The 20,875-nt window shown below is 63.8% G+C and carries 21 protein-coding genes, 1 tRNA gene and 1 pseudogene; 18 read left to right on the forward strand and 5 right to left on the reverse strand.

The genetic code is table 11. The features are described from left to right. The first annotated feature begins 132 nt into the window (after positions 1-132). Both LDH74_RS13395 and LDH74_RS13400 read left to right on the forward strand, forming a co-directional pair. Complete coding sequence (locus tag LDH74_RS13395; RefSeq protein WP_226039218.1) at positions 133-1,386, forward strand: digeranylgeranylglycerophospholipid reductase; 1,254 nt, start codon at positions 133-135, stop codon at positions 1,384-1,386. A 108-nt stretch (positions 1,387-1,494) separates the two neighbouring features. Then, positions 1,495-2,292 carry a ZIP family metal transporter gene (locus tag LDH74_RS13400; protein ID WP_226039219.1) on the forward strand — a complete coding sequence of 266 codons (798 nt, stop codon included), beginning with the start codon at positions 1,495-1,497 and terminating at the stop codon, positions 2,290-2,292. 24 nt (positions 2,293-2,316) lie between these two features. On the opposite strand, the gene LDH74_RS13405 is transcribed toward LDH74_RS13400, so the two are convergent. The 3 genes and pseudogenes from LDH74_RS13405 to LDH74_RS13415 form a co-directional block, all read right to left on the reverse strand. Further along, entirely contained in the window at positions 2,317-2,784 is a 468-nt protein-coding gene (locus LDH74_RS13405; protein ID WP_226039220.1) for a pantetheine-phosphate adenylyltransferase, read from the reverse strand. A gap of 93 nt (positions 2,785-2,877) precedes the next feature. Further along, positions 2,878-3,258 (reverse strand): annotated as a pseudogene (locus tag LDH74_RS13410) (isochorismatase family protein); the annotation flags it as partial. A gap of 76 nt (positions 3,259-3,334) precedes the next feature. After that, on the reverse strand, positions 3,335-3,799 hold the full coding sequence (locus LDH74_RS13415; protein ID WP_226039221.1) for an MOSC domain-containing protein: 465 nt from the start codon (positions 3,797-3,799) through the stop codon (positions 3,335-3,337). A gap of 202 nt (positions 3,800-4,001) precedes the next feature. Between LDH74_RS13415 and LDH74_RS13420 the strand changes: the two genes are divergently transcribed. Next, positions 4,002-4,628 carry a hypothetical protein gene (locus LDH74_RS13420; protein ID WP_226039222.1) on the forward strand — a complete coding sequence of 209 codons (627 nt, stop codon included), beginning with the start codon at positions 4,002-4,004 and terminating at the stop codon, positions 4,626-4,628. 21 nt (positions 4,629-4,649) lie between these two features. On the opposite strand, the gene LDH74_RS13425 is transcribed toward LDH74_RS13420, so the two are convergent. Beyond that, positions 4,650-5,390, reverse strand: coding sequence for an SDR family NAD(P)-dependent oxidoreductase (locus LDH74_RS13425; protein ID WP_226039223.1), 741 nt, complete (start codon positions 5,388-5,390; stop codon positions 4,650-4,652). 196 nt (positions 5,391-5,586) lie between these two features. Between LDH74_RS13425 and LDH74_RS13430 the strand changes: the two genes are divergently transcribed. Beyond that, positions 5,587-6,048, forward strand: coding sequence for a universal stress protein (locus LDH74_RS13430; RefSeq protein ID WP_226039224.1), 462 nt, complete (start codon positions 5,587-5,589; stop codon positions 6,046-6,048). Positions 6,049-6,263: 215 nt separating this feature from the next. Then, positions 6,264-6,728 carry a universal stress protein gene (locus LDH74_RS13435; RefSeq protein ID WP_226039225.1) on the forward strand — a complete coding sequence of 155 codons (465 nt, stop codon included), beginning with the start codon at positions 6,264-6,266 and terminating at the stop codon, positions 6,726-6,728. A 54-nt stretch (positions 6,729-6,782) separates the two neighbouring features. On the opposite strand, the gene LDH74_RS13440 is transcribed toward LDH74_RS13435, so the two are convergent. Then, on the reverse strand, positions 6,783-7,214 hold the full coding sequence (locus LDH74_RS13440; protein WP_226039226.1) for a hypothetical protein: 432 nt from the start codon (positions 7,212-7,214) through the stop codon (positions 6,783-6,785). 255 nt (positions 7,215-7,469) lie between these two features. Here LDH74_RS13440 and LDH74_RS13445 point away from each other — a divergent pair, with 255 nt between their 5' ends. From LDH74_RS13445 to LDH74_RS13505, 13 genes are all read left to right on the forward strand, one after another. Continuing rightward, the gene (locus LDH74_RS13445) at positions 7,470-8,447 is read left to right on the forward strand and encodes an ROK family protein (RefSeq protein ID WP_226039227.1); all 978 of its coding nucleotides are present in this window, start codon (positions 7,470-7,472) and stop codon (positions 8,445-8,447) included. A gap of 117 nt (positions 8,448-8,564) precedes the next feature. Next, complete coding sequence (locus tag LDH74_RS13450) at positions 8,565-10,013, forward strand: hypothetical protein (RefSeq protein WP_226039228.1); 1,449 nt, start codon at positions 8,565-8,567, stop codon at positions 10,011-10,013. 60 nt (positions 10,014-10,073) lie between these two features. After that, a complete protein-coding gene (locus LDH74_RS13455) occupies positions 10,074-10,439 on the forward strand; it encodes a NifU family protein (protein WP_226039229.1) in 366 nt (121 codons plus the stop codon). 158 nt (positions 10,440-10,597) lie between these two features. Beyond that, on the forward strand, positions 10,598-11,164 hold the full coding sequence (locus LDH74_RS13460) for an amino acid-binding protein (protein ID WP_226039230.1): 567 nt from the start codon (positions 10,598-10,600) through the stop codon (positions 11,162-11,164). Continuing rightward, positions 11,164-12,111 (forward strand): homoserine dehydrogenase, encoded by a 948-nt coding sequence (locus LDH74_RS13465; RefSeq protein WP_226039231.1) that lies wholly within the window; start codon positions 11,164-11,166, stop codon positions 12,109-12,111. The genes LDH74_RS13460 and LDH74_RS13465 overlap by 1 nt, the downstream gene beginning before the upstream one ends. A 366-nt stretch (positions 12,112-12,477) precedes the next feature. Further along, complete coding sequence (gene tuf / locus LDH74_RS13470) at positions 12,478-13,743, forward strand: translation elongation factor EF-1 subunit alpha (RefSeq protein ID WP_226039232.1); 1,266 nt, start codon at positions 12,478-12,480, stop codon at positions 13,741-13,743. Continuing rightward, positions 13,744-14,052, forward strand: coding sequence for a 30S ribosomal protein S10 (rpsJ, locus tag LDH74_RS13475; RefSeq protein WP_008160457.1), 309 nt, complete (start codon positions 13,744-13,746; stop codon positions 14,050-14,052). Between the two features lie 182 nt (positions 14,053-14,234). Then, positions 14,235-14,906 carry a rhomboid family intramembrane serine protease gene (locus LDH74_RS13480; protein WP_226039233.1) on the forward strand — a complete coding sequence of 224 codons (672 nt, stop codon included), beginning with the start codon at positions 14,235-14,237 and terminating at the stop codon, positions 14,904-14,906. 262 nt (positions 14,907-15,168) lie between these two features. Continuing rightward, positions 15,169-15,240, forward strand: a tRNA-Ala gene (locus LDH74_RS13485). A 364-nt stretch (positions 15,241-15,604) separates the two neighbouring features. Beyond that, positions 15,605-16,315, forward strand: a complete 711-nt coding sequence (locus LDH74_RS13490; RefSeq protein WP_226039234.1) for a hypothetical protein — start codon at positions 15,605-15,607, stop codon at positions 16,313-16,315. Positions 16,316-17,161: 846 nt separating this feature from the next. Continuing rightward, positions 17,162-17,302 carry a hypothetical protein gene (locus LDH74_RS13495; RefSeq protein ID WP_176548170.1) on the forward strand — a complete coding sequence of 47 codons (141 nt, stop codon included), beginning with the start codon at positions 17,162-17,164 and terminating at the stop codon, positions 17,300-17,302. A 2-nt stretch (positions 17,303-17,304) separates the two neighbouring features. Further along, entirely contained in the window at positions 17,305-18,819 is a 1,515-nt protein-coding gene (locus tag LDH74_RS13500) for a glycoside hydrolase family 55 protein (protein ID WP_226039235.1), read from the forward strand. 690 nt (positions 18,820-19,509) lie between these two features. Beyond that, entirely contained in the window at positions 19,510-20,634 is a 1,125-nt protein-coding gene (locus LDH74_RS13505; protein WP_226039236.1) for a GNAT family N-acetyltransferase, read from the forward strand. Positions 20,635-20,875: the final 241 nt, after the last annotated feature.

Here is a 20,875-nt window from a genome sequence, read left to right on the forward strand (position 1 = left end):
TGAACACCTAAATTCGTTCCGTTGGATTCTCCCGTCCGGCTGTCTCTGCCGGGTTAGCGCTCAAGGGACTCGACTCCGTACTAGCCGTCGTAACTGGACAAACTAATTAAGGTCCGCTACAGTCTGGATTACATGAACGACCGCTACGACGTAGTCATCGCCGGTGCCGGTCCCGCCGGTGCACAGTGTGCCCGCGACCTCGCCGCCAGGGGGTACGACGTCGTCGTCCTCGAGACCGAGGCCGAAGAGGAGTTCCCGCGACAGAGCAACAAGTCCACTGCGGGAACCTTCCACTCCATGATGGCGTCCTTCGGCATCCCCGACGACGTGGTCATGCAGTACACCGACAGCGTCGTCCTCGAGTCGCCGACCGAGCACTACGTCCGCGACCAGACCGGCGCGGTCCTCGAGTTCGCGGATTTCAAACGCTATCTGGTGAAAGACAGCCGCGACCGCGGCGCCGAGTATCGATTCGACGCTCGCGTCACTGCGCCGATCACGGAAAACGGCGAGATCATCGGCGTCACCTACAACGGCGACGAGGAGGTCTACGGCGATATTACGATCGACGCGACGGGGCCGAGCGCGCCCCTCGCGAAGAAACTCGGCGTCGTCGATCTCAAGCGGGAAAACCACGCCATCGGCATCGAGTACGAGTTCGAGGGGATCGACATCGATCGCCCCGGCTTCGCGGACCTGCGCGACGCCATGATGTTGCGACTCGACCACGAGATCGCACCCGGTGGCTACTCCTGGATCTTCCACACGGGGGAGGACACCGCCAAGGTCGGCCTCTGTTACATCCAGAACGGCAGCCACGACCAGTACAGTCGCGACGATTTTACCATCGACGACTACCTCTCTCACTGGCTCGAGACGGACCCCCGGTTCCGGGACGCCGAACCGATCGAGGGCAAACAACACCGCGGCTCGGCCCACATTCAGGCGCCGGGGGAACTCCACACCGATCGGTTCATGGCCATCGGCGACACCGTGCCGAGCCTCGACCCGCTCTGGGGCGAGGGAATCAACAAGTGCATGCTGTCCGGTCGCGCGGCTGCCGCCACCGCCGATAGCGTCCTCAAACACGACGGCGTCGAGCCGACCGCCGAGACCCTCGAGGTCTACGACACCCTCTGGCACCGCGACGTCGCCCCCAACGCGAAGAGCCGGCTGCTGATGACCCAGCTCCTCTATCTCGCATCGAACGAGCGCTACGACACGCTCATGCGGGATCTCCAGCGGCTCGACGACGACACGCTGGCCCAGGCGAACAAGGGGAATGTCCGCGCCATCGCGAACCTGATCGAACTCGATGACGTGCCGCTGCTCGCCCGGTTCGCGAAACAGCAGATGAATCTCGACCTCGGCTCGCTGCTGCCGTAGCGCGACCGGCCGCTGTCGCTCGCCCCGCGGCGATCTCCGCCGGGCGAAACCGGCCGCGAACCGCCGCTTTCGCCGCCGATTTATACACCCGGTCCGACACTCCGGAAGATGGCGCTGCTCGAGAACCTCGTGTTAGTGTTCGTCGCCGGGCTGATAACAGCGCTGGCGACCGGCCTCGGCGCGCTGCCGTTTTTCTTCTTCGAGGGGATCAGTGACCGACGAAACGTAATTCTCTGGGGACTCTCGTCGGGGATCATGGTCTCGGCGTCGCTGTTCGGCCTCGTCGATGAAGGACTGGCCGAAGGGACGCCCCTCGAGATCGGAATCGGCATGGTGGCCGGCGTCGCGCTCGTCGTCGTCGCCCACGACGTGCTGATGGACACCGAGATCGACCCCCAGCAGTACGAGGAGGCCGATTTCAAGAAGCTCGTCCTCATCCTCGGCATCCTGACCGTCCACAGCTTCCCGGAGGGGGTGGCCATCGGCGTCTCCTTCGCCGATCTCGGCCTCGAGGGCGGGACCCAGTTCCTCGGCTTTACCATCCCGGTGCTGGCGATCTTCATGACGATCGCCATCTCGATTCACAACGTTCCCGAGGGGACCGCGATCTCGATCCCGCTGCGCTCGATGGACGTCGCGAACTGGAAGCTGGTCTGGTGGGCCGTCTTCTCGAGTCTGCCCCAGCCGATCGGGGCCGTCCTCGCGTTCGGCTTCGTCCGCTACGCCCGCGAATTCCTGCCCTACGGCTTCGGCTTCGCCGCGGGCGCGATGATCTATCTCGTGCTCACCGAGTTCGTCCCCGAGGCGCTCGAGATCGGCGAACGGCTGCCCCGGGGCGGCAAGCCGGAGTTAGCGGGCGGTATCGTCGTCGGCGTTCTGGTCATGGTGCCGCTGGCGTTCGTCTAGCGGCTTCTGTGGCCGTCGTTACACCTACTCGAGGACGCGCCCGTGCTCGTCGATCTCCCCCGCGACGATCCGGGTCGACGAGATCCGTTCTCCGTCGTCGGCGTAGACGTACGGTGCGACGATCCCCGACAGCGGTTCGAACCCCTGCTCGCGCCGCCGGTCGTTGATCCCCTCGAGTTCGGGGGCCGTCTCAGGGGAGACCACCAGCGCGTCGATCGACGGCTCGTCGGTCGCAATTCCGTCTTCGGTCTCGAGCGTTCGGATTTCGACGTCGCGATCCCACTCGTCGAGTTCGCGGATCGCGTCGGTCACGGTCTGCATTCGTTCCTCGAGCGACGGGATCGGGCGGGGCTCGTGACGCGTCTCGACGGCCAACTCGTCGCTGGTCAGCGCGACGACGACACCGTTCTCGCCGAACCGGAGCGCGTGCTCGAACAGAGTTCGATGCCCATCGTGGAGCGGCCCGAACGTGCCGGCGACTGCGACTCGCATAGGTAGTCGTGAGAGAAGGCGACACATAACTGTACTGCGGACTGTCGCGACTCGATACGGCTTTTGACTCGAACCGGTCGGAAGCGACGCGACTCAGTCTCCGCCGAGAAGCTCAGCGGTCGTCGCCACGTCGGCGAACTCCCCCTCGAGGTGAGCCAGGGCCGTGCGGTGGACCGTCTCCGCGTCGAAGGTCTCGCCGTCGAACGCCCGCTCGAACGTCGCGGTGGCGTCGCTGACGACGATCGGGGCGAAACCGAGGTTCTCCGCCATCCGCGTCGTCGTGGAGACGCAGTGGTCCGTCGTGAGTCCCACGAGGACGACCGTCTCGAGGCCGCGATCGCGAAGCCACGTCTCGAGATCCGTTCCGATGAACGCGCTGATTCCGGGGTTTCTCCGGCCCGAACGCGCCGATCGAGCGTTTCCTGATCCATCAGCGACTGGATCCCAGACTCGTTCATCAGTTCTCACTTGTACTCCGCGAAAATGTAGGTTTTGTTTTCGTTGATTGGGCATCATCGGAACATATGTAGGGTATTCCGGAGGGGAAGCGCTAGATCCGCTCGACGCGATCGCCGGTCGTCACGGTTCCACTCTCGAGGACCCGTGCTCGGAGCCCGCCGCGGTGAACCAGCGCCTCCCGGATCCCGTTCTTCGCGAGGTGGGACTCGAGGAACGAACACGGCTCGCAGAGTTCGACTCCCTTACAAATGACCTCGCCGATCCGGAACCGGACGTCGACCAGATGATTCAGAGCGATCCCCTCGGTCGTCAGATTCCGGCGATGGACGCCGGACTCGAGGTCGATCTCGTAGTCGCGCTCGACCGCGGACAGCGCCTCGGCCTCGATGAGCGTGACATCGCTTCCCTCGCGGTCGGCGAACGTGCCGTCGGCGCTGTAGTAGCGATCGCCCTCGAGGCCGCACCCGGCGACGGCTCGGACGCGGTCGACCCGTTCCGTCGGTGCTCCCTGCTCCGGCGCGACGTGGATCGCCCGGACCGTTCCCGTCGATGACATGGGCACAGAGACGACCGCGGTCGAGGTATACTGTTCGATGCGCTCCGCGAGCGGCCGCGATCTCGGTTCGAGTATCTCGAGCAGTGGGCCGTCGGCGGGAGAACTATGAAAGCGGCCTCGAGAGGAACCGATAGCAATGTTCGATCGCGGCGAATCGGCGGGCGCGCAGATATGCAACGACCGGTCCGATGGGATAAGTTGGATGGCTCACCCCGAAGAAGGCGGCCAGCGCGTGAGCCACGCGATTCGAACGGACGACGGGGTCTGGCTTCTCGATCCGTTAGACGCTCCCGATATCGATCGCGTGCTGAGGAATTTCGGTGCGGTCGCCGGCGTCGCCGTCCTCTCGTGCTGGCACTCCCGTGACGCCGACGTGTTCGCAGACCGCTACGACGTCCCCGTCTCCGTTCCCGACTGGATGGGACGCGTCGAACAGCGCATCGACGCGCCGCTCGAGCGGTACAGCGGCTCGTTCCCGGACTCGAGTATTCGCGCGATTCCCAACCGACCGTTTTCCGTCTGGGACGAGGTGATCCTCTTTCACGAGCCCAGCGGAACCCTCGTCGTTCCCGATTCGCTGGGGACGATCGATTCGTTCCTGGTCGGTGAGGAACGACTCGGCTTGCAGCTGTTGCGTCGGCTCAGGCCGCCGCGCCGATTGAACGACCTCGAGCCGGAACGCGTCCTCGTCGGGCACGGGGCGGGGATCACGGAGAACGGGAGCGCCGTCCTTCGAGCGGCGCTCAGATCGCCTCGGAGACGATTTCCGCGAGCGCTCGTGAGGAACGGTCCCGCGACCCTCCGGAATATTATCAGAACGATCGATTGAACGCCGTTCGACTGCGACCGGTCACACCGTCTCGGGCAACCAACCGCCGTCGACCTCGAGGTTCTCCCCGCTGACGTAGCCGCTGTCGGGGTCGAGATAGAAGTACAGCGGCGCGATCAGGTCCTCGAAGCTCGCGGGCCGGTCGCGGGGCAGTTCCTCGGGAAACTCGTCGGAGTTCTCGACGACGTACGGCGAGATGGCGTTGACCGTGATCCCGTCGTCCTGCGTGTCGGCCGCGAGCATACGCGTGAACATCAATACGCCCTTCTTGGCCACGAAGTAGGGAAAGTTCTCGGGACTGACGAGCCCCTGCTCGCTCGAGGCGTAGCCGATGTTCACGATCCGGCCGTACTCGGTCTCCCGCATCTCGGGTAGCGCTCGCTTCGAACAGAGGTATGTCCCGTTGAGGTTCGTCTCGAGGACGCGGTTCCAGGTTTCGAACTCGAGGTCGGACCAGTGGGCGGGCGCGAAGTCGCCGACGTTGTTGACAAGCACGTCGACGCTCCCGAGTTCGGCTTCGACGGCCGCGAAGAGGCCGTCGACGCTCTCGGGATCGGTGACGTCGCCCTGAACCGTCATCGCCGCGCTTGCGCCGCGGTCGCGGGCCCTCTCGGCCACGTCGCGGGCCGCCTCGGCGCTGGTGTGGTAGTGGACCGCCGTCGCCGCCCCGCGCTCGGCCGTCGCCAACAGCAGTTCGCGCCCGACGCCTTTCGCGCTGCCCGTGACGAGGACCGTTCGCCCCGTGAGATCGGGTCCGTCCATGCGTCCGTAGTCAACGACGGCGTGGAAAAACCGTCCGGAACGGGTTGTGCTCGCCGACGACGGCCCGTGTTTCGTGACGCGCGGTCGCATTCCGCGACTCGCGCTCGCGTTTCGCGACCTGCGTGCGTGTTCCGCGACTCACGCCCGCGTTCGTCGACCCGCGGATTTACGGTGGTGTGCGATCAATCCGTCATCCATGCTAGATACAGTGTTACTCGCAGTCGGACCCGGTGACGCGGACCGCAGTGATCAACTGGCCAAAGCGGTCCTCGAGGTCGCGAAACCCGCCGGGGCGACAGTCGTCCTCGCACACGTGTTCACCAGCGACGAGTACGACCAGGTGCTCGACCGCCTCGACTTCGACCGGAACGTCGACGAGATCGACCCCGACGCGGTCGCGTCGCGCCACTCGACGATCCACGATCTGCAGGCCGTCCTGGACGAACACGACGTCGACTACGAGATCCGCGGCGCGGTCGGGGAACACGGGCCGTCGATCGTCGATCTGGCCGCGAGTACCGGTGCCGACCGGGTCGTCGTCGGCGGACGCCGTCGATCGCCGACGGGGAAGGCCGTCTTCGGCTCGACGGCCCAGGAAGTACTGCTCTCGGCGCCGTGCCCCGTCACCTTCGTCCGGAGCGAGGAGTTCGAGGACTGATCGATTGCGCCGGTCAGCCGTCGAGCGACGGCGCGTCGGCAGAGAGCGGCGGTTCCCCGCCACTCATACGGTCTGCTGTAACGATTTACCGTTGCGACCGCGGGTCGTATCGCGGTCGCATCGGAAATGACTGACAGCAGTCCGTATCACGCGTCGTTCCTCGAATACTGCAACGACGAGAATACTTAAGCGGATGGCCCGAACAGTGTGCCGGTATGGCAATCGATACAGTACTTCTCGCAGTCGGACCGATGGACACAGTTCGCGCGCCGGAGCTCGCCGAAACGGTTCTCGAGATCGCCGAACCCCTCGGTGCAACGGTCGTCATCGGCCACGCCTTCACGGAAGACGAGTACGAGGACGTCCACGACGATCTCGGCCTCGAGGCCCGCGTCGACGACATCGATCCCGATGAAGTCGCCGCCCGGCGCGCACCGGTTCCCGAACTCGCCGAGCGCTTCGAGGAGGCCGGCGTCGACTACGAAATCAAAGGTGCGCTCGGCGAGGTCAGTACCAAGGTCGTCGACATGGCGATCGACGTCGATGCGGATCGAATGGTCGTCGGCGGTCGGCGACGTTCGCCCGCCGAAAAGGCCGTTCTCGGTTCCGTCTCCCAGGAGATCATCCTGCAGGCTCCCTGTCCGGTCACCTACTTCCGCGATCTCGACGTGATGGAGTAGCGACCCACGCCGCGGACTCACCGCCGACCCACCGCGCCGCTTTCTTCGGTCTCCTCACGGCTCGTCAGCGCGTCGCTTCCACGCTCGCTCCTGTCGACGCTCGCGGACGTGGCGCTCCCCGTCGGCCAACTCCCGCCGAACCCGCCGCTCGAGCGACCGCGTCTCGGCCAGCAGGCTCTCCTGAAAGTTCTCGAGGACGTCGTATGACCACCGGTCCTCGTCGACGACGCCGTGGGGAAGGAGGTCAGCCCGAATCGCCGCCGCGAGGTCGTCGCGGCCGGCCGCCCTGAGCAACTCCTCGGCCCGGGAGAGGTGGTCCATGCCGTGTCCCGTCGCGTGGTGGAACTCGAGCAGACTGCCCTGGGCGCGCTGGGCCCATTCGAGCCCCAACTCGACCTCGTGGAGGGCCTCGAGTTCCGCCTCGGACAGCGCGGGGGTCGGCTCCGATTCGGCCGCTGATTTCGGGAACGTATCGTCGGTGGTCATACGACAACATATGCCACGAAGTGGCATACATATGTTGCCGGATCATCGAGGGAATTGCTATCGTCGTCGTCGCCACGCCATCGTCGCAATCGTCGCCGCCATACCGTCATCGCCATCATCGCCGCCACACCGTCGTCGCTGTCGATGGACGCAACCGCGGCGCTCGCTATCGACGCCACAACGTATCGAAATCGCTACTCGTTGTCGAGTATAATCTGGGTAGTTAAGTACGGCCGCGGTCGTCCCTAGGACAGCATGGTCTACTATGCGGGCGTCGACCTCGGTGCGACCAACGTCCGGGCCGTCGTCGCCGAGGCCGACGGGACGACGATCGGTGCGAGCCGCCGGTCGACGCCGCGCGGGCCGACGGGAATCGACGTGACGGAAGGGGTCCTCCGAACGCTTCGCGACGCCTGTGACGAGGCCGAGGTCGATCCCAAACGGATCGCCGCCGCCGGGATCGGCTCGATCGGCCCGTTCGATCTCGCGGAGGGAACGGTGATCGATCCGGCCAACTTGCCGGACTCGATCGATCGAATTCCGCTGACGGGACCGATCGCGAAGCTGATCGACAGCGAGGATGTCTACCTCCACAACGACACCGCCGCGGGCGTCATCGGCGAGCGGTTTTACGCCGCCAGCAACCCGGACGACATGGTCTACATCACCATCTCCTCGGGGATCGGTGCCGGCGTCTGCTCCGACGGCAGGATCACGAGCGGCTGGGACGGCAACGCCGGCGAGGTCGGCCACTACGTCGTCGACCCCCGCGGTCGGCTGACCTGTGGGTGCGGCCACGACGGCCACTGGGAGGCCTACTGCTCCGGCAACGCCATCCCCGACTACGCCCGACTACTCGCCGACGACGACCCGACGATCTCGACCGATCTCCCGCTCGAGGGGCCGGATTTCACGGCGAAGGACGTCTTCGATCTCGCCGGCGAGGACGAGCTGGCCGATTACGTCATCGAACAGCTCGCCCACTGGAACGCGATCGGCGTGACCAACGTGGTCCACGCGTTCGCGCCGATCGTCGTCTCCGTCGGCGGTGCGGTCGCGTTGCACAACGAGGAACTCGTCGTCGACCCGATTCGCGAGCGCGTCTCGGAGATGGTGATGACGAACGTCCCCGAGATCCGCGTCACCGAACTCGGCGACGACGTCGTCGTCGAAGGGGCGCTCGCCAGCGCCATGACCGAGGGGACCGGCGACCGGCGACGGCTGCGCGGCTGAGTCGCTCGCCGTTCAGTATCCGCCCGGATCCCAGTCTTCGAGCGACGTCCAGTCGGGCGAGCGGCGTCGCCGCCTCGAGGGACCATCTCTATATGCCTTCGAGCCTGCGCTGTAATTATGAATCGGAGAGCGTTCCTCCGAGCGACCGGCGGTGCCGGTCTCGCCCTGTCCCTTTCGAGTCCGGCGGCAGCGACCGGCTCGAGCGGTGGGGCCGTTCAGGGGACGTACGAACCGCTCGGTCGGGTTCCCGTTACCGGTGCCGCGGAAGCCGTCGTCGGTGACGACGGCGAGACCGCGTACGTCGCGGCGACGACCGGATTCGCGTCCATCGACGTGAGCGATCCCGCGACACCGACGGTTCTCGCCGAGAAACGCGGCATCGAAATCGATGGGGCGACCCTGACCGAGATCCTCGACGTGGCCGTCGACGGTGATCGATTGGTCGTCGCGGGCCCGGCAAACCCCGGCTTCGGCGTGATGGGTTTTCGCTGCTATGACGTGAGCGACCCCGAAAACCCCGTCTCGACCGGCGCACACGAAACCGATTTCTTCATCCACAACTGCTATCTCGAGGACGATCTGCTGTTCGTCGTCGTGAACACACAACGGGAGAGTCCGCTCGTGATTTACGACGTCGGTGGCGACGGGATCACGCAGCTCGGCTACTGGTCGCTGCTCGAGCGCGAGCCTGGCTGGCGCGACATCGACTGGTCGCCCCGCCAGCTCCACGACGTCTACGTCCAGGACGAGACCGCGTATCTCGCCCACTGGAACGCCGGAACCTACCTGGTCGATGTCAGCGATCCGACCGAACCGGCGTACGTTTCTCACGTCGCACAGACGTCCCTTGAGGAACAACGCGGGATCGCCGACTCCGATGCGGCCACGAAGGGGCTCCCGGGAAACGACCACTACGCCGCGGTCGACGACACCGGCGACCTGCTGGCGATCGGCCGGGAAGCGTGGTCGACGGGGGGCGAGGACCCCGATCGGCCCGGTGGGATCGATCTCTACGACGTGACCGATCCCGAGGATCCGATACAGCAGGGATCGATCGACGCGCCGCGGACGGCCGACGAGACCTATCGCGGCGGCACGTGGACGACGTCGCACAACTTCGAGCTTCGCAACGAAACGCTCTACTCGTCGTGGTATCGAGCCGGCGTGATGATCCACGACGTTACCGATCCCACCGCCCCCGAACGACTTGCCTGGTGGCGCGATCCCGGGACGACGGGATTCTGGACGGCCCGCGTCATCGAACCCGGGGAAACGTTCCTCGCGAGCAGCACCGAGGCGATTCCGAACACGTCGCTCGAGGGGGCACTCTACACGTTTCCGATCGGGGCCGGCGAACAAGCCGACCCGCCGTCGTTGCGAGATCCCGCCACCTGGACGACGGACGGCAACGAGACGAACGATACCGGTACCGGACCCGGACCCGGCGAGAACGAGAGTGCAGACACCGACGATCCGATCCCCGGCTTCACCGGCCTCGCCGGGGTCATTGGCAGCGGGGTCGCACTCGAGTGGCTGCGCCGACGCTGCGGAAACGTTCAGGATTAATTCGCCGGATTTCGGCGGCGCGACCGAACTTATTCACCGTTCGAGTTCCTAGCACGACGCATGAGTGACTCCGAGGACGAGCCGTCGCTGCGGGAACGCGTCGAGAAGTGGTTGGCCCGCGAGATGCCGATCATCCAGATGCACGGCGGAACCAGCGCGGTGCGCGCGGCCGATCCCGAGACCGGCGAGGTCGTCATCGAACTCGGCGGCGGCTGCAAGGGCTGTTCGGTCAGCGACGTGACGACGGGCAACATCGAGGCCGAACTCATCACGTGGCCCGAGATTAGCGAGGTGACGATCCGGGTGCCCGACGCGCGCGACAGCCTCGGCGGCCCCGACCAGCCCGAATCGATCATGGGCGTCGACCGGACCGAGGGCGGCCGCGGCGACTGGGGATCGTCGAACCCGGGGAAAGATCACCTTTGAGGTTCATCGGGACGAGCCTCGCTCGAGCGGTCGTGGGCGTGTGGCCATCGTTGACAGGGACGGCTAGTTTTGGCAAGTCCTATATCCTTTTACGCGCCCCGTACGGACATCAGATACTATGACGACGAGTAGACGCCCGCAGGCAGGAGGTGCCGTCGATGGGTGACGTACCCGAACCCGACGACGACAACCCCGACGCCGAGACCGACGGCGGCGTCCGCGCCTATACCGTCCGGCTCGAACTCGTCGACGAACCCGGCGAGTTGCTTCGCGCGCTCGCGCCGATCGCCGACAACGGCGGCAATCTGTTGAGCATCCACCACGAACGCGGCAACATCACGCCTCGCGGGCATATTCCCGTCGAGGTCGACATCGAGTGCCCGCCCGACCGGTTCGACGGCATCGTCGAGGCGCTGCGCGACACCGGCGTCAACGTCATCCAGGCCGGCGAAGAGCACTACGGCGAGGAGATGAACGTCATCCTGATCGGCCACCTCGTGGAAACCGACCTCTCGAACACGCTCTCGCGAATCGAGGACGAGGCCAACGCCGTCGTGGAAGACCTCTCGCTGGCCGCGCCCGACGGGACCGAAGCCGTCGCGAGCGCTCGAGCGCGACTCGCGGTCAACTCCGGGCGGTCCACGGAGGCGCTCGCAGCCATCCGCGCGATCGGGACGGACAAGGAGCTAACTGTCGTCGAACCGCTGCTCGGAGGTGAGGCCTGATGGAGCTCGCGATTCTCGGCGCCGGTGACGTCGGCCGCTCCGTGGCCGATCTCGTGGCCGAATACGGCCACGAGGTCGTCGCGCTCGCCGACTCCACCAGCGCCGCGGTCGATTCGGACGGCATCGCCGTCCAGGACGCCCTCGAGCGCAAGGTCGGCGGCGAACCCGTCGGCACCGCCGATCCCGAGGCCGTCTTCGACGCGGGCTACGACGTACTGGTCGAAGCGACGCCGACGACGCTCGGCGACGCCGAGCCCGGTTTCTCGCACGTCACGCGCGCGCTCGAGGCCGACCGTCACGTCGTGCTGGCGAACAAGGGGCCGGTCGCCGAGCGTTACGAAGAGTTGCGTGCGCTCGAGGCCGAGCACGCGGGCTCGGTTCGGTTCGAGGCGACCGTCGGCGGCGCGATTCCGGTGCTCTCGACGATCGACGACTGCACGCCACAGGCCGTCACCGCGGTTCGTGGCGTCCTCAACGGCACCGCGAACTTCATCCTCACCCGGATGGCCGCCGAAGGGCTCGACTACGAGCACGTTCTCGCCGAGGCTCAGGACCTGGGCGTCGCCGAGGCCGATCCAACCTTCGACGTCGACGGCACCGACGCCGCCCTCAAGTTCGTCATCCTCGCGAACGTGCTGGCCGACGGCGGCTTCGCGCTCGAGGACGCAACGGTCGAGGGAATTCAATCGATTCCGGGCAGTGCACTCGACCTCGCAGCCGAGGACGGCCGCACGATCCGGCTCATCGGGGAGGCCACGCGCGACGGTATCCGCGTCGGTCCGCGACTCGTCCCCGAAAACGGCGCGCTGGCCGTGACCGGCACGCGAAACATCGTCCAGATCGAGACCCGTAATGCGGGATCGCTCCACTCGAGCGGCCGCGGTGCCGGCGGTCCGGAGACGGCCACGGCGGTCCTCTCGGACGTCGGTCGACTGCCGCCGCTGTAGTCGTCGTTCGTTCGCTGCTCTCTTCTGTCATCTCTCGGTATTCGGCCCGGTTCTCGTTCGGAGATTCGGACGCGGAGACCAAGCGCGGCCGCCGAGAATAACGGGTTAGGGTAACAACTGCAAACGGATCCATCTCGGCAGGGTACCGGAATCGCGCGCCAGGAGTTCGGCGCTCGCTCGAGCGAGAATCGCCGCTCTCAGGGCCTATCTTCCACCCCGCCCTCCGCTGCCGAACGTGCCGTGGCGTGTGAATGCTAGCCAAACCGCAAGACGGCGGCGGGATCGGCTGAATACGCTTTCGAAATGGTTTTAACCGCAACGAGCCAAAGAGACCGATATAAGCGCCTCAGCGCGTGAGCTACAACAATGAGCGACCAACACCAGAACCTGGCCATCATCGGTCACGTTGACCACGGGAAGAGTACGCTCGTGGGACGACTCCTCTACGAAACGGGGAGCGTACCCGAGCACGTCATCGAACAGCACCGCGAAGAAGCAGAAGAGAAGGGCAAGGGCGGCTTCGAGTTCGCCTACGTCATGGACAACCTCGCCGAAGAGCGAGAGCGTGGTGTCACCATCGACATCGCCCACCAGGAGTTCTCGACCGACGAGTACGACTTCACCATCGTCGACTGTCCTGGCCACCGCGACTTCGTGAAGAACATGATCACGGGCGCATCCCAGGCGGACAACGCCGTCCTCGTCGTCGCCGCCGACGACGGTGTCGCGCCCCAGACCCAGGAACACGTCTTCCTGGCTCGAACCCTCGGTATCGACGAACTCATCGTCGGCATCAACAAGATGGACATCGTCGACTACGAGGAGTCGACGTACGACGACGTCGTCGAGGAAGTCGAGCAACTGCTCAAGCAGGTTCAGTTCAACACCGACGACGCCTCGTTCATCCCGATCTCGGCGTTCGAGGGCGACAACATCGCCGAGCGCTCCGACAACACGCCGTGGTACGACGGCGAGATCCTGCTCGAGGCCCTCAACAGCCTGCCGGAGCCGGAGCCACCGACGGACGCGCCGCTCCGACTCCCGATTCAGGACGTCTACACCATCTCCGGCATCGGTACCGTCCCCGTCGGACGTATCGAGACCGGTCTCCTGAACACCGGCGACAACGTCTCCTTCCAGCCCAGCGACGTGGGCGGCGAAGTCAAGACGATCGAGATGCACCACGAAGAGGTGCCCAAAGCAGAGCCCGGTGACAACGTCGGATTCAACGTCCGCGGCATCGGCAAGGACGACATCCGCCGCGGTGACGTCTGTGGCCCCGCCGACGACCCGCCGAGCGTCGCCGAGACGTTCCAGGCGCAGATCGTCGTCATGCAGCACCCCAGCGTGATCACGGCCGGCTACACCCCGGTCTTCCACGCTCACACGGCGCAGGTCGCCTGTACGATCGAGTCCATCGACAAGAAAATGGACCCCGCAAGCGGCGAAGTCGCCGAGGAGAACCCCGACTTCATCCAGTCGGGTGACGCTGCCGTGGTCACCATCCGACCGCAAAAGCCCCTCAGCATCGAGCCGTCCAGCGAGATCCCCGAACTCGGGAGCTTCGCCATCCGCGACATGGGTCAGACCATCGCCGCCGGAAAGGTCCTCGAAGTTCACGAGAAGCAATAAATGCAGCAAGCACGCGTTCGACTCGCGGGCACGAGTCCAGACGACCTCGACAACATCTGCGACGACGTCCGCGAGATCGCGAACAACACCGGCGTCAACCTGAGCGGTCCGATCCCGCTGCCGACGAAGACCCTCGAGGTGCCGACCCGGAAGTCGCCCGACGGCGAGGGCACCGCGACGTGGGAGCACTGGGAGATGCGCGTCCACAAGCGCCTGATCGATCTGGACGCCGACGAACGCGCACTCCGCCAGCTCATGCGCATTCAGGTGCCGAACGACGTCTCGATCGAGATCGTCCTCGAAGACTGAGGTCGGTTTCGGTTCCGACTTACGGACGAGTTATATACCATTTTTGTCGCTTTCGAGTAGTCCGCCAGCGATAGCTGCGCGGCCCGAAGCGGCGAGTCTGCTCGAGACCGACTCGCTATTTGTACCCCTCGTCGTCTCGGAAAGCGGCGGGACTTTTGTCGGTCGCCGTGGCAGTCGCTCGTATGGCGCGGCGCTCGCGGTCACGATCACAGTCGAACACCTACCTGCAGCCCGATTCCGACGGGAACGACGGCACGCAGACGGGATCGGGGAGTCCGATCCTCGAGGTGCTCGTCATCTTTGTACTCGTGTTCGTCATTCAGGGCATCACCTACGCCGTGGGCGTGATGGGTGGGTTGTTCGTCCTCAGGCCGCCGCTTTCGACCGATCCGTGGACGATCGTGACGAGCGTCTACGCCCACGACGGGCTGGGCCACCTCGTTTCGAACAGCCTCTCGCTGATCGTCTTCGGCTGGCCGGTCGCGCGGGCGACGACGCGGCTCCGCTTTCACGTCTTCGTCGCGATAACGGGCGCGATCGCGGGCGTGGCCCAGATCGTTCTCACGGGGCTGCTCGCGGCGATGCCCTTCGTTCCCATCGCGCCGACGGCGGGCGTCCTCGGTGCCAGCGGGGCCGTCTTCGCGCTGCTGGGCTATCTCGTCGCGTCGAATCGGCTCTCGAGCGGGCTGGCCTCGTTCGTCGACGTCCCGCAGTGGGTGTCGATCCTCGTCATCGTCGGGCTCGCAACCGCGGTTACCCTCGCGACCGCTTCGCCCGGCGTGGCGCTGATCGCTCACTTCGCGGGGTTCCTGGTCGGGGTTGTCGCCGGACGCGCTCGCGTGCTCGCCGTGTGATCGCGCGGTCGGTCGGACTCTTCGCGGGACTGCGTGCTCGAGCACGAACCGTTTGGCAGGAGCGGAATTACGGGTCTACTGCTGCTGTCGTCGATTTGTGAGCGGGCTCGAGTCCAGTGCGACGACGGCTGGGACTGAGTGGGGACGCCGCCACAGTGAGCCCGGCTCACGACACTGACAGCCGACCACCACCGTGGTGCCGTGTCCCGTTCCGTCCCCGAAACACAAGCCTCAAATAGAAACCGAGGGTATGAACGTGCGAGGGCTCGTAGATCAGTGGTAGATCGCTTCCTTCGCAAGGAAGAGGCCTCGGGTTCAAATCCCGACGAGTCCACTATTTTGCGCCGCGAGCAAATTCTCGAGCGGCGCAAATTATCGTCGAGGAGGGATTTGAAGCCCTGGAAGTCGCAGCGCGAGCGGAGCGAGCGACCGTCTACCTCTGGATTCAAATCCCGACATTTTTGCGAGCACAGCGAGTAAAGGCTCGGAAGACGAAGTCTTCCGTTGGGTCCACCGTTCTGTGTGATGAGTAGCTCGAGTCAGTTCCAGGCCGCCGAGCGCGGAATCGACGAGACGACGAGCGCGCTGGTCGCGTGGTGTGCCCGGCTTTCCGAAATTGGATGCTACCCGATAATCGTTTATAACAACTGACTTTTTTGCTGTCAATGTTTAAGACATCTTAGATACTATTATATCCAATGAGACGGCGTAAATTCCTCGTTTGTGGCAGCCTAGTTGCAATTGGTACAGCTTCCGGATGTCTCGGAACTATTCAATCAACTCACAATATTCCAAGTGATGCAGACCGTACACAATTCAAGGAAATAGAGAGCGTCTACGTCGTCACGATTCAAAATCAACTGAACAAACCAGTAGATGTGGATGTTTCAGTCACTGATGCCGAGGGGACGACGGTGGAAGAGAACATCACCGTGGAACCGGGAGACAAGAGGGTGATCAGAAGTTTCTTCCCAATGGGTTCGTACAACAGAGACTCAGAACCGTACACTCTTTCAGTGTCGGCTGATGGAAAGGAGACAGAACAGACACTACGACCGAGCAGGTCTTCGAATGACGAGTTTGTGTTTACAATTAATTGGGATGAGATTAGCTTCCAGAAGAGTCACAGGCCGTCAGCTGATCTCGTCCTCTCCAATCAACTTAACGAGGATGTTGACGTTCAAGTAACGGTCAGCGATCACTCAGATAACGGTGCCGTCTACGATATCCTCCCTATACCGTCAAACGATATCGTGACCTATCGGGGTGTCCTCGCAGACGGGAAAGAATACGATGTCACGGCCCAGGCCAACGGGATGACTGCATCAATCACACATTTCAATTCTTTCACCAACAGTATTTCAATCACTATCGAACACGGTATCAGTATGGCAACGTCGGAGGATTAATGGATACTTCCTACGCGGAGAAATACAATTCGGAGATGGCGAAAAACTCTTTCTCTTATGTTGCTTTCCGAATATTCACGAACTGGTTATCAAGGTGAGGGTTCTTCATCTGAATTATATTTCACAGATGACTATTTCACTGAAAAGGCCGTACACTGCTGTCTCTCTACTGACTGCGAGATCCATGCAGATTTCACCTGAATAGAACTCTGAGAAACAGGCTTCGATGTGACTGCATTTGGTTACTCGTCGACAAATCCCGTTCCTCAAATATGCACACGAGACGTGAACCCTCGTGTGCATATCTCGAGTCGTTTGGTCGGTTGAGACCGCGTTCTTTTCTGGATGACGATACGTTCCGCCGATTGTGGGCCGAAATGGACCGTCTAGTGAGCCGAAAAAACGAGGATTTCGGGTGTCGTGTGTCTGAGTATGCGAATCAGACCCGACGGAGACTATGCGAACCGACGAGACGCGATCGAACGCGCAGCCGACTCCGACGACTGCAATAAGACGAAAGCGGTGGTGAGTGCTTGCGACGACATACGAAAGTTCGTTCAGGCGTCCCGCGCCACAAGACAGCCACACCGATGCTGACACCCAGCAGGAGATGCTTGGATTGTATGCGTCGAAACCGTAGGGTCAAGCCGACGCTCGGCCTAAAATTCCGTGAGGCCATACGTAGCGCGTCAGAATCTCGAGACTGTCCGGCGAGTCGGTCGGGACACGCGAGCGGTAACCGCCAAGTCAAGCCGATCTCGAGCCGGCATCACGCTACGAGTCCGAGCACGGCCGACGCACCTATTACATGACCATTTTTATATGATATCGAGAGAGTCAGCCGATATGAATGGTTCAGCGCTACAGCGACGGGACGTCCTCCTCGCGGTGTCGGGCGCGTGCGTTACGTTCGCCGGGTGTACCAACAGCGAGGCCGCGATATCCGGCTACGGAACGGCGTACGGACGGGGCTACGGGGGCGAATAAGCGTGGCCGATGAGACACCGCGGCTCGAGCTGGGAACGTTCGACGAGGGCGAGGAGTGGGACCACACCGACACGGTCGAGGCGGTCGACGAGCACGCGATCGTCCACGGGCCGATCGCCGAGCGTCCGTCGACCGGCGAGTACGACGACGAACTATACCACGCGACCGATCAGGAGATCACCTGGCGGTGGGACGCCTCGAGCGAGGACTGGTGCTATTTCGGCGGGCGGGGAAGCGCCGAGCAACCGGTTCCGGGGACGAGCCACTTCGAGGCGACAGACGTGGTCCACGCGCGGACCGCGGAGACCCCCGTGTGGAACGTCGAGGCCCACGGGATCGAGGGCGACGGAGAAACCGAGGTCGGCGAGGCTGTCCACGAACTCCTCAAAACCGTGGCCAAGGCCGGCGGCGGGATCGTCTACTTCCCGCCGGGTCGATACCTGCTCGAGCGGACGCCGCTGGTGGGCGACGATACGATCGTCATGGGTGCGGGTCGTTCGACGGTTTTCGAGGGGACGCGGCCCGACGGTGAGGAAGGCAAGGCGCTCCTCTCCAACAGGGGCTTCGACGCGACGGGATACGACGGCGCGTCGAACTGGGGCGTGTGCAACGTCCGAATAGACACGCCGAAGACGACCGGGATCATGCCCGCGCACGCGGCGACCGTCCGATTGGAGAACATCTACGGCGACCACACCTACAATCATCATATCGACGTCGTCTCGTCGAAAAACGTCGTCGTGGACGGCTACTGGGCGACTCGAGGCGGCGAGAGCGGGTCGGATGCGCCGGTGCAGTTCGACGCGCAGTATCCGGGGGCATCCTGGAACGGCGTATGGGACGGGAGCGAGTATACGCTCGTCGAGGACGACGACACCCCGACCCGGAACTGCACCCTCACGAACTTCGAGATCGATCCCGTGAACAGCCCGGAGCACGGCGTTCACCTCCACCACGGCAGCAACGAGTCGATCACGATCACGGACGGCTATATCACCGGCTGCGAGTATACGGCGATCAGGGCCGACCCCGACGAGGCGGTCGCGGATCTGACGATCGACGGCGTCTCGTGTATCGACAATGCGAGGGGTATCACGCTGGGGCACGTCGAGAGCGGCCGGCGAGAGCTGACGATCAGTAACACGACGATCAGGACCGACGGCCGCGATCTGGCTGCCGGATCGGGGCTGTACGCCGCCGGATTCGACGGCGCTGCGATCTCGAACGTCGTCGTCGACGGCCCGTTCACGAACGCGATCATCTTCGACGACATGGACGACCTGAAGATGAGCAACGTAACTGCGAGAGGGTCGGACGATCAGGCGTTCCGATTCCGAGAGAACGTCGACGTAACGCTCACCACCGCTCGAGCGGCGGATTGCGGTACCGACGGCATCTACTCGGGCCCCGGTAGCAGCGTCGCCTACGGCGGCGTCACGTTCGACGATGTCGGGACGCAGGTCGACATCGATGACGACGGTGAGACTCGAGCGTGGGTCACGTCGGAATCGTCGTAATCTATTCGGCAGAGACGAGTTCTCGAGCGTCGTTCGCACCGACTGGCAGTCAGTGCACAGTGCACACCGCATTGCACGACGGCTGTGCGATCGGTGTGTAGCCGAGTTTACTGAGCAGGATTCTCAGTAGTAAGTTCGATGAGAGAAGTGCCCTGCTATCGTGGCGACAGGGAATCGCCACGTCCTCCCCAACCGATTTCTCCTCACGGACGCTTCGCGTCCGTTCGGATGGTTCGCGGGACCGACGGTCCCGCGCTAACGCTCGCTCCTGGCGTCGCTCGCTCATCCACTGGAAGACGCTTTGCGTCTTCCAAGCCATTCGCTCATGAAGTTCGCGAAGACCTCGCGCAGTGTCAGGCCGCGGTTCATTTCCATTCACCGCGGCCCAGCGCGCGCCACCGCACGCCGGCTGGTCAATCTGGAGTGAGACGCGGCTCCCTTTACTACGCAGGAAAGCGGCATCGTCGTTCGAGTTCTCCGCGTTCCTCGAGATCGAGCCGAGCACGTCGCTTCAGGCGGCTGCCGGCATCGAATCGGGGCGGCGGCCCGAACGTCGGCGCTCGAGCGGACGGATATCAAGCGCCTACCGACCGACGACGTGGCTGTGTTATCGGTTGGGAGTCGTTACGATCTCCAACCGATGAGTAATGGGCGGACTACCAAAGAGGAAACCCGTATTGGGTTCGGGCAATGGCCCAACAGACCGGCGGCAACAGTCGCTCGAGACTCCATCGAATCGGATCGCAGTTCGCGAATCGGTACGGGCGATCCGCGGAGACCGAGGAGTCGAGTCTCGAGGTGGACGTCGTCGATTCGGTGCGGGACGTGGGGAAATCGCAGTGGAACGGGATCGTCGAGCGCTCGAGTCGCGGGAGCGTCTTCCATCGCTACGAGTGGCTCGAGGCGATCGAGACGGGGTTGGGGTACACGCCGCGACATCTCGTTGTCACCAAAGACGGGAACACGATCGGCGGCATGCCCAACTTCGTCGTCGGGATCGAGAAGACGCCGTTCGATCGGTTGTCGTCGCTTTATCCGGGCTTCGGCGGGCCGTTGCTCCCGACGGATACGGAAGACACCCTCGAGCGCGTGATCGAAGCGATCCCGCGGCTCTGTCGCGGACGGACGATCGTCCACCAGATCCGGGGCCTCGATATGAGCTATCTGCGGTACAACGACGCTCTGCAGTCACACGGCTATCGGCCCTACCGGCGGGAGTGTCGATTTCTGCTCGATCTCACCAGGAGCTACGACGAGCTCCTCGAGGGGATGAGCCGAACGCGGCGGCGGGGGATCGAACACGGGCAGGACATCGACTACGAGGTGGTCGAGGAGGAGATCACGCGGGAGAATCTGCGGCGGTTTCACCGGACCTACGAAGGCGTCATGGACCGCGTCGACGGAGCGGTGTATCCGTTTTCGTTTTTCGACGAACTGCAGGCGATGGACGATCGCCTCCTCTTGCTCACGATCCGGATCGACGGCGAGTACGCCGGCGGGATGCTCGAGTTGCTCGACGACGAGCACGAGACGGTCCACGGGTTTTTCGCCGCCGTTCCTCGGGAATACTTCGACGATCACGCGTCGGAACTGCTCTACGATCACGTCTTCCAGTGGGGAATCGAGCACGGCTACGAGACGTACGACTTCGGGAGCACGAACACGAACTTCGAGGACGGCGTCTATCGGTTCAAGGAGGGGTTCGGCGGTAGCCCCGTCCCGGTCCTCGTCTGGGAGCGGGGCTGTAGTCCACTCTGGCCGCTTGTAAAGGCGGGCCGGTCGCTGTACTGGCCGTACTACACGGAAGCGTCGTAGCGGCGGTTCGGGGTCGTCCGTCGTCGCGCGTCGAATTCGGCTTCGTCGCCGCTCGTCGAAACCGGACCGCTCGTCGAGAGCCGCGGCGATCAGTTTCTCATCCGTCCTCGGTTGTTCTCGCTCCCCGAGACCGACATCGGAAGCGACTATATACCTCGTCTTGTTACCAGTGTTTTAACCGAATTCTATTTTACAATACAGAGTTCTGTTATTCAATTAACTAATGAACGACCATAACTGT

Origin of the sequence: Natrinema sp. DC36 (assembly GCF_020405225.1) — an archaeon.
Lineage (GTDB): Archaea > Halobacteriota > Halobacteria > Halobacteriales > Natrialbaceae > Natrinema.

What these genes read in the sequence shown, in the direction of transcription:
- tuf (WP_226039232.1), top strand. Translation starts at nt 12,478, where the DNA reads ATGAGCGACCAACACCAGAACCTGGCCATCATCGGTCACGTTGACCAC.
- LDH74_RS13490 (WP_226039234.1), top strand. Translation starts at nt 15,605, where the DNA reads ATGAGACGGCGTAAATTCCTCGTTTGTGGCAGCCTAGTTGCAATTGGT.
- LDH74_RS13415 (WP_226039221.1), bottom strand. Translation starts at nt 3,799, where the DNA reads ATGTCATCGACGGGAACGGTCCGGGCGATCCACGTCGCGCCGGAGCAG.
- LDH74_RS13395 (WP_226039218.1), top strand. Translation starts at nt 133, where the DNA reads ATGAACGACCGCTACGACGTAGTCATCGCCGGTGCCGGTCCCGCCGGT.
- LDH74_RS13465 (WP_226039231.1), top strand. Translation starts at nt 11,164, where the DNA reads ATGGAGCTCGCGATTCTCGGCGCCGGTGACGTCGGCCGCTCCGTGGCC.
- LDH74_RS13430 (WP_226039224.1), top strand. Translation starts at nt 5,587, where the DNA reads ATGCTAGATACAGTGTTACTCGCAGTCGGACCCGGTGACGCGGACCGC.
- LDH74_RS13420 (WP_226039222.1), top strand. Translation starts at nt 4,002, where the DNA reads ATGGCTCACCCCGAAGAAGGCGGCCAGCGCGTGAGCCACGCGATTCGA.
- LDH74_RS13505 (WP_226039236.1), top strand. Translation starts at nt 19,510, where the DNA reads ATGGCCCAACAGACCGGCGGCAACAGTCGCTCGAGACTCCATCGAATC.
- LDH74_RS13450 (WP_226039228.1), top strand. Translation starts at nt 8,565, where the DNA reads ATGAATCGGAGAGCGTTCCTCCGAGCGACCGGCGGTGCCGGTCTCGCC.
- LDH74_RS13495 (WP_176548170.1), top strand. Translation starts at nt 17,162, where the DNA reads ATGAATGGTTCAGCGCTACAGCGACGGGACGTCCTCCTCGCGGTGTCG.
- LDH74_RS13440 (WP_226039226.1), bottom strand. Translation starts at nt 7,214, where the DNA reads ATGACCACCGACGATACGTTCCCGAAATCAGCGGCCGAATCGGAGCCG.
- LDH74_RS13445 (WP_226039227.1), top strand. Translation starts at nt 7,470, where the DNA reads ATGGTCTACTATGCGGGCGTCGACCTCGGTGCGACCAACGTCCGGGCC.
- LDH74_RS13455 (WP_226039229.1), top strand. Translation starts at nt 10,074, where the DNA reads ATGAGTGACTCCGAGGACGAGCCGTCGCTGCGGGAACGCGTCGAGAAG.
- LDH74_RS13435 (WP_226039225.1), top strand. Translation starts at nt 6,264, where the DNA reads ATGGCAATCGATACAGTACTTCTCGCAGTCGGACCGATGGACACAGTT.
- LDH74_RS13480 (WP_226039233.1), top strand. Translation starts at nt 14,235, where the DNA reads ATGGCGCGGCGCTCGCGGTCACGATCACAGTCGAACACCTACCTGCAG.
- LDH74_RS13425 (WP_226039223.1), bottom strand. Translation starts at nt 5,390, where the DNA reads ATGGACGGACCCGATCTCACGGGGCGAACGGTCCTCGTCACGGGCAGC.
- rpsJ (WP_008160457.1), top strand. Translation starts at nt 13,744, where the DNA reads ATGCAGCAAGCACGCGTTCGACTCGCGGGCACGAGTCCAGACGACCTC.
- LDH74_RS13460 (WP_226039230.1), top strand. Translation starts at nt 10,598, where the DNA reads ATGGGTGACGTACCCGAACCCGACGACGACAACCCCGACGCCGAGACC.
- LDH74_RS13405 (WP_226039220.1), bottom strand. Translation starts at nt 2,784, where the DNA reads ATGCGAGTCGCAGTCGCCGGCACGTTCGGGCCGCTCCACGATGGGCAT.
- LDH74_RS13400 (WP_226039219.1), top strand. Translation starts at nt 1,495, where the DNA reads ATGGCGCTGCTCGAGAACCTCGTGTTAGTGTTCGTCGCCGGGCTGATA.